The sequence below is a fragment of the Galbitalea sp. SE-J8 genome, assembly GCF_030345695.1.
Lineage (GTDB): Bacteria > Actinomycetota > Actinomycetes > Actinomycetales > Microbacteriaceae > JAUASV01.
In genome coordinates this window covers 1-5848 of the sequence record NZ_JAUASV010000043.1, presented here as the reverse complement: position 1 = coordinate 5848, position 5848 = coordinate 1, and the positions used below count along the sequence as shown (strand labels likewise).

Below are 5848 nucleotides of genomic sequence, written 5' to 3'. Positions count from 1 at the left end.
ATCGTGAAGATGCCTTTCGAGTGGGTTGTAGGAGATTCCTCGAAGGGACTACACGGTGACCGCGCCCACGTCTACGACGAGACCGGCCACCGCGAACTACACCACGTTAAGGGGCACTACTTCCGCGGCATCCCGGACGATCTCGAAAGGCTCGTTGAGCTCGCCAACGATCTCGCCGTCGTCGCCGATCAGGATGCGCGTGAAGAACGCTTGATCGAAGAGCCTTCTCGTTCCGGCCCACGACGCGCTACCCACCTACCCCCTCAACTGCGAAGAGCCCGTAACGCTCGGCCGCCCAGCCGATGAGGGCCTCGTTGATGAACTCGCCGCCGTCGTCGCTGTCGATCCCGGTCAGGCGGAACGGCAGCCGGGACTCGATGATGGGCATCGCCTCCAGCACCCAACCGGTGCGCCCGTTCTTGAGCGCGATGTTCGACGTCCACCCGGTGCGCACGTCGGTGACCGTCAGGGAGCGGGCGAACTCGCCCTTCAACGTGGACCCGCAGTGCAGCACCAGATCGATCTCGCAGAACCCGGGGACCCGTTCGTGCTCGTCGCCAGCTTTGCGGACCGTGATCGAGGTCCGCAGCAGCGGCCCAGCTTTGGTGCCCGAGATCCCGGTCAGCCGCATCGCGTCCCGGGTGGGTTTCAGCAGCCGATCGATGCTCGCCCCCGACACGGTCAACAGCTGAGCCTCGGTGTGCTCGCTCAGACGTGCCGTGTCGAGTTCGCCGTGCTCGATCAGCTTCGACAGCCAGATCCCCATCGTCGCTGCGAGGTACTTCCCGGAGGGCTGCCCGGCGAGCATCCACACGCTGATCAGCAGCTTGAGCGCGCCGTTTCCCGGCCGCGGTCACCTGCCGGCGCGCGTTCCGCCCGCGACCAGCCCGTGGTCGCGACCACCTCGTCCAGCAACCTGCCCCGGACCCTCTTCGAGGAGCACGCGTACTCGGAGGCGTACTTCTTCGTGATCTCACGCTTGGTCGACATCGACAACGAGCCCATCCCACCAGCACACACCCCGTGCCCGAAGAGCGGCCAACGTTTCGCGAGCAGATCCCAGATGAGGCACGTACCCCATTGGGCGAGCACATTAGATGAGTCTCGTCGCGGTGTTGGTCTGCAGCCCCCATCCGTGTAAGCTCCGAGCAACACTCGTCAACTGGTAGCGCTGCCTCTTGACGGGTGGGTCCACTCGACGCATCAATCGTTGCGCCGAGCCCATCAATACATCGGATTCTCAGTGAAGAAGAAACTCATCGCAGTCGCCGGTTTCGCCGTCGCACTCGCGGGCACGGTGGCCACAGCCGGTCCCGCGCTCGCGACTACGAGTGGGACGTGTGTCGACACGAAGGTCTGTGTGTACAAGGAGGTTTCCTACGCGGGCAGCCAGTACTCCATGGACGGATACCAGACCACGTCCCAGATCACCTCCAGCCTCGTGAACGAGACGGACTCGTGGAAGAACCGCACGAACTACACGTCGTTCGACCTCATCGATGCGGCGGACATCTTCCATGCAGAAGCCCTTCTGAACACGCTCGGTGCGAACACCAACAAGGCTGACCTCGGGGCGAAGATCAACAAGGCTGACTTCATCCGCAGGACCTGACCCCAATTCCAACCGCGGGGCGGAGTGCTTCCACAGCTCCGCCCCGCATCGAGAGAAAGCTGGAGCCGATGGCCCGCAAATCCGCCCAGTTCGCAGTCGCGGCAGGAATACTTGTGTCTATTCTGTTGTCGGGCTGCACTCAACCGGAACAGTCCGAGACGGGTCTCACAATTGGGCCGGCGCCCAAGACTGTTTCTGGAGCTCGGGCGCAATTCTTGGCGTTGGTCGGAACAGACCCCAACGTCGATGCCGCTGTGGCTTCAGAGCGAACCGCGTGCATGGCGAAAGCGGGCTTCAGTTATGTTCCGTTGAGAAATTGGGCGTTCGACCTCGACGCGAACAATGGAACAGCGCCTCAGCTCTCGGTGGAAGAGGCGCGCAAGTCGGGATACGCGACCACGGCTTCCGAAATCGAAGATCGCAAGCACAGCGAGCCTGATGTTGGTGAGATGCCAACCGGTTATGAAGAGGCGCTGTATGGCGATGGCGAGGATGCCGATATCGCCGTGGAACTTTTCGGAAGCGAAACGAGTTGGACCGCCGGCGGTTGTACAGGTGAGGCTGCCGACGCGATCTACGGGTCGCCGAAAAACGAGCTTCTCGCCGAGAACGTGATCTTCAATGTAGGGTTGGAGGTGCTCACCGCATATCGTGACGACCCCAAAATTGTCGAAGTTGCGGCTGAATGGCAAAAGTGCATGTCCGCAACAAACTTCCCGCAGTTTCGCGCACCGTTTGAGGCGTTCTCCTCGACCGCAGGGTCGCGGGACTCAAGCATCGAACTGGCGGTCGATGACGCGACCTGCCGTGAAAAAGTCGACTACACGTCAAAGCTAGATCGTCTCCTGGACCGATATATTTCGACTTTCCTGACGAAGTACTCAGCTGATCTCGTAGAGATCGAGCAGATACGCCGAGATTCCCAGCTAAAGGCGCGAGAGGTGCTTGGTGGCTGAGCGAGCTCCGCGGTCAGGACTTTGGTCGAAGTGGACGATTGGTTCTATCCTCGTTGTGGCGCTCTCAGCGTCGGCCTTTTATGCGGGCACTCTCACGAAGTCGCCAGCTCAGCGAGCCGCGGACGCCGCTCCGCCAACGCCTTCTACCGTGACTGTCGCGATCGACTCGCGAACGCTTCAGTCGTCGTTGTCGGTCTGGTGCATCCCCGACTACTCGACGCGGGGCAGCGTGCGAATCGCAGACGAACCTGGTGCGGATACTCAGGTGGTTACGGCAGTGGGCTTCGGGGACAAATCCGAAGTGTCATCTGGTCACCTGATTATCGGCCTCAACAACCGACCCAGGATTGCCGCAAGGCTAGCAATTCCTCTGTTTCGAGATCTGGGCCTTAAAGACACGGGCGCAGACGTGAAGTCATTTCAGAAATTCTTACGTGGGGCAGGATATCCCGACGTCGAGACCTCCGGTGTGTACGACCTCAAGACAGGGGCTGCTGTCGATTCCCTCTATCGAAGCAACGGGTTCGTTGCCGAAGGCTCTTCGCGAGTCGGCGACGCTGCCGGCGCTCGGGTTAATGCACGAGAGCTGGTGGCGATTAATGAGTCGACGGTGCGAATCGTCAGTCAGCAACTCCAGGTGGGCAACGTCGTCAGTTCTTTGACAGTTGACACTCTGAGCGGCGACGAGGGTCTGAGGTGCAATTTCGAGTCTGCCGATATCCCCGTCGAACTCGAGATTTCGGACAAAGCAGTACTTGCCTCTAATGGATCGGCTCTGGGTGAGGTCGTCAACTTTGCGGCGGGTGTGGCAGCCGATGCCGCTGACCCGAATGTTGTGCCCTCGACTGCGACAGCCTTCGTTTCGACCGGCGCCTTTGCGTTTTCAGCCGACGTGCCTGTGCAAATTCGGATTATCACGGATGAAAGCGAAGCCGACTCGCTCGTTGTTCCAGACTCCGCCCTTTGGACGAGATCGGGTGTCACCCGTGTCACCGTGAAGCGCGGTGGCGACTTGCTCGAAGTCCCGGTCGAAGTCGTGTTCTCCGCGGGAGGAGAATCGGCGGTCAAGCCGATCGGGTCGAAGCTCTCAAGCGGTGAGCTCGTGGTGGTGAGCGATCGCTCATGACGCAGATTGCTCTCTCTGCTACGGCTCTTTCGCGATCTTTTCTCTCCGGTAGTCAGACTGTCCGAGTTCTGAGCGATGCCACCCTCTCCGTCAACCGTGGCGAGATGGTAGCGATCATGGGTCGTTCGGGTTCGGGAAAATCGACGCTCCTGAACCTGCTCGGACTACTCCTCGAACCCAGCGGTGGGACGCTCTACATCGATGGGATCAACGTCGCTGGAACTTCTCGCCAGCGTCGGGCTTCCATGAGGCTTTCAGCTGTGGGATTCGTCTTCCAAGCGTTCCAACTCATCGACCACAAGACTGTCAGTCAAAACGTGGAACTTCCACTCAAGCTCATGGGTCTGCCTCGGAAAGAGCGGAAGCTGAGAGTCGCGGAAGTGCTCGACCGACTCGACGTCAGCCACCGCAGCACCGCGAAGCCGGCGACGCTTTCTGGGGGTGAAAAGCAGCGGGTCGCGATCGCGCGCGCTGTTGTCACGAGACCGACGATCCTTTTGTGCGATGAGCCGACGGGGAACCTGGACTCTGTGAGGGCGGCTGAAGTGATGTCGCTACTTCGCGACAGCACTGGCTCGGATACTGCCTCCATCGTTGTCACGCATGACCCCGATGTAGCCGCGGCATGCGCGCGCACGATTTACATAACCGACGGGGTGACAAGCGCCACGGACTCTGCGCGACCATCAGCGGGTCCGGTAGGCGGGGCTCAGGCCAGGCACCCGCTTCGTCCACGCCTCTTCACGTTCGCCATCGCCGAGGCTCTCCAGTCGTTCGTTGCCCGCGCAGGAAGGAACCTCCTCACCGCTCTGGGGGTCGCTATCGGGGTCGCGACACTCACCCTGAACGTCGGACTGTCGAGCACGGCGTCTGCGCAAATCACGGATGAATTCAATGCGTTTCTTGCGCAGCAAGTTGCCCTACAGTCCGACGATTGGACCGGCGAAGATCAAACGTGGATGGCTGAACGAGATGAGAGTCTTGATGCCGAGCGCGTTCGGAACCTGAACGGCGTCCGGACGGCAGGGATGACCGCAGTGACGAATGGCGGGGACTCTGTCGAGATCGGAACGTCGGAGGCGCAAGTTCGTACTGCGCCAGTCGCGTCGACGCTTCGTGTGATGGGAGTTCACGGCCTTCGTAGCTTGGAACCCAAGCTCGTGCACGGACGCTTTTTCGATCAGGGCCACATCGACCGCGGAGATGACGTGGCGTTGATCGGCGTCGGCTTGTTTGCGCAACTCGGCGCTCGGTGGACACCGGGGATGCAGCTTTGGGTCGGCGACGACCCGGTGCTCTTGCTCGGCGTGGTCGACGATGAGGACCCGGCGGGCGGGCTTTACAACAGCTTAATCGCTCCGACCACACTGCGTTTGCCGAGTCTGAATCCGTCACTTATCGACGTTCGATTGATCATCAGAGTCGATGCGGGAGCGGCTGGAGTTGTAGGGGAACAGTCTCCGGTCGCGTTCGAACCGACGAGTTACGAGAGTGTGCAGTCGGTTACTGGACTCGATCCAACGACGCTTCGCGGGAGCATTGCCGAGACCACAACTCTGCTATTGTTCATCATGGCCGGGGTCGCGTTGACGATCGGAGCAATCGGTGTGACCAACACCTTTCTCGTTGCTGCGTTGGAGCGTCGGCGTGAAATCGGGGTGCGCATGGCAATTGGAACCCCGCGGCGAGCGATCCTCCAGCAGTTCGCAGCCGAGGCGATAGCCGTCGGTGCGCTCGGCGGCGCAATCGGACTAACGCTGGGCATCGACGGTGTCACGTTGATATCGATTCTCAGCGGCTGGTCGCCCGTAATTGATCCGCTCGTACCTGCGCTGGGACTGCTGAGCGGTCTGGTCCTCGGGCTAGTAGCGGGCATATATCCCGCGATCAAAGCGTCAAGAATCGATCCAGTCGAGTCTCTTGCCGTTTGATGGCTCTTCGGACATTCGGTGGGGGTGGGGCTCGCTGGGTGATGGTCGGCGGGTAGGGGTCGAGGTCTCCGAGGATCAGTAGCGCCAACCGCTGATTCCAGACCGAGGACCTCGACGTGTCTCACCGTAGTTCGGGGTGCGTTGACGCGCGCTCTGTTGCCTCCCCGTGTTCTGGCTGCGACCTGCTGCTCGGTCTCGAAGGAGTCCATGTCGAGCGCGTCGA

The 5848-nt window shown here is 60.9% G+C and carries 6 protein-coding genes; 4 read left to right on the top strand and 2 right to left on the bottom strand.

The window, feature by feature from the left end; genetic code table 11:
* Positions 1–96 precede the first annotated feature (96 nt).
* A complete protein-coding gene (locus tag QT381_RS15600; protein ID WP_289249951.1) occupies positions 97–255 on the bottom strand; it encodes a hypothetical protein in 159 nt (52 codons plus the stop codon).
* Positions 248–808 (bottom strand): hypothetical protein, encoded by a 561-nt coding sequence (locus QT381_RS15595; RefSeq protein ID WP_289249950.1) that lies wholly within the window; start codon positions 806–808, stop codon positions 248–250. The genes QT381_RS15600 and QT381_RS15595 overlap by 8 nt, the downstream gene beginning before the upstream one ends.
* Before the next feature lie 435 nt (positions 809–1243).
* Between QT381_RS15595 and QT381_RS15590 the strand changes: the two genes are divergently transcribed.
* From QT381_RS15590 to QT381_RS15575, 4 genes are all read left to right on the top strand, one after another.
* Positions 1244–1612, top strand: coding sequence for a peptidase inhibitor family I36 protein (locus tag QT381_RS15590; protein ID WP_289249949.1), 369 nt, complete (start codon positions 1244–1246; stop codon positions 1610–1612).
* A gap of 68 nt (positions 1613–1680) precedes the next feature.
* Positions 1681–2568 carry a hypothetical protein gene (locus QT381_RS15585; RefSeq protein ID WP_289249948.1) on the top strand — a complete coding sequence of 296 codons (888 nt, stop codon included), beginning with the start codon at positions 1681–1683 and terminating at the stop codon, positions 2566–2568.
* A 148-nt stretch (positions 2569–2716) separates the two neighbouring features.
* Positions 2717–3694, top strand: coding sequence for a peptidoglycan-binding domain-containing protein (locus QT381_RS15580; protein WP_289249947.1), 978 nt, complete (start codon positions 2717–2719; stop codon positions 3692–3694).
* On the top strand, positions 3691–5625 hold the full coding sequence (locus QT381_RS15575; protein WP_289249946.1) for an ABC transporter ATP-binding protein/permease: 1935 nt from the start codon (positions 3691–3693) through the stop codon (positions 5623–5625). The genes QT381_RS15580 and QT381_RS15575 overlap by 4 nt, the downstream gene beginning before the upstream one ends.
* Positions 5626–5848: the final 223 nt, after the last annotated feature.

What these genes read in the sequence shown, in the direction of transcription:
- QT381_RS15595 (WP_289249950.1), bottom strand. Translation starts at nt 808, where the DNA reads ATGCTCGCCGGGCAGCCCTCCGGGAAGTACCTCGCAGCGACGATGGGG.
- QT381_RS15585 (WP_289249948.1), top strand. Translation starts at nt 1,681, where the DNA reads ATGGCCCGCAAATCCGCCCAGTTCGCAGTCGCGGCAGGAATACTTGTG.
- QT381_RS15575 (WP_289249946.1), top strand. Translation starts at nt 3,691, where the DNA reads ATGACGCAGATTGCTCTCTCTGCTACGGCTCTTTCGCGATCTTTTCTC.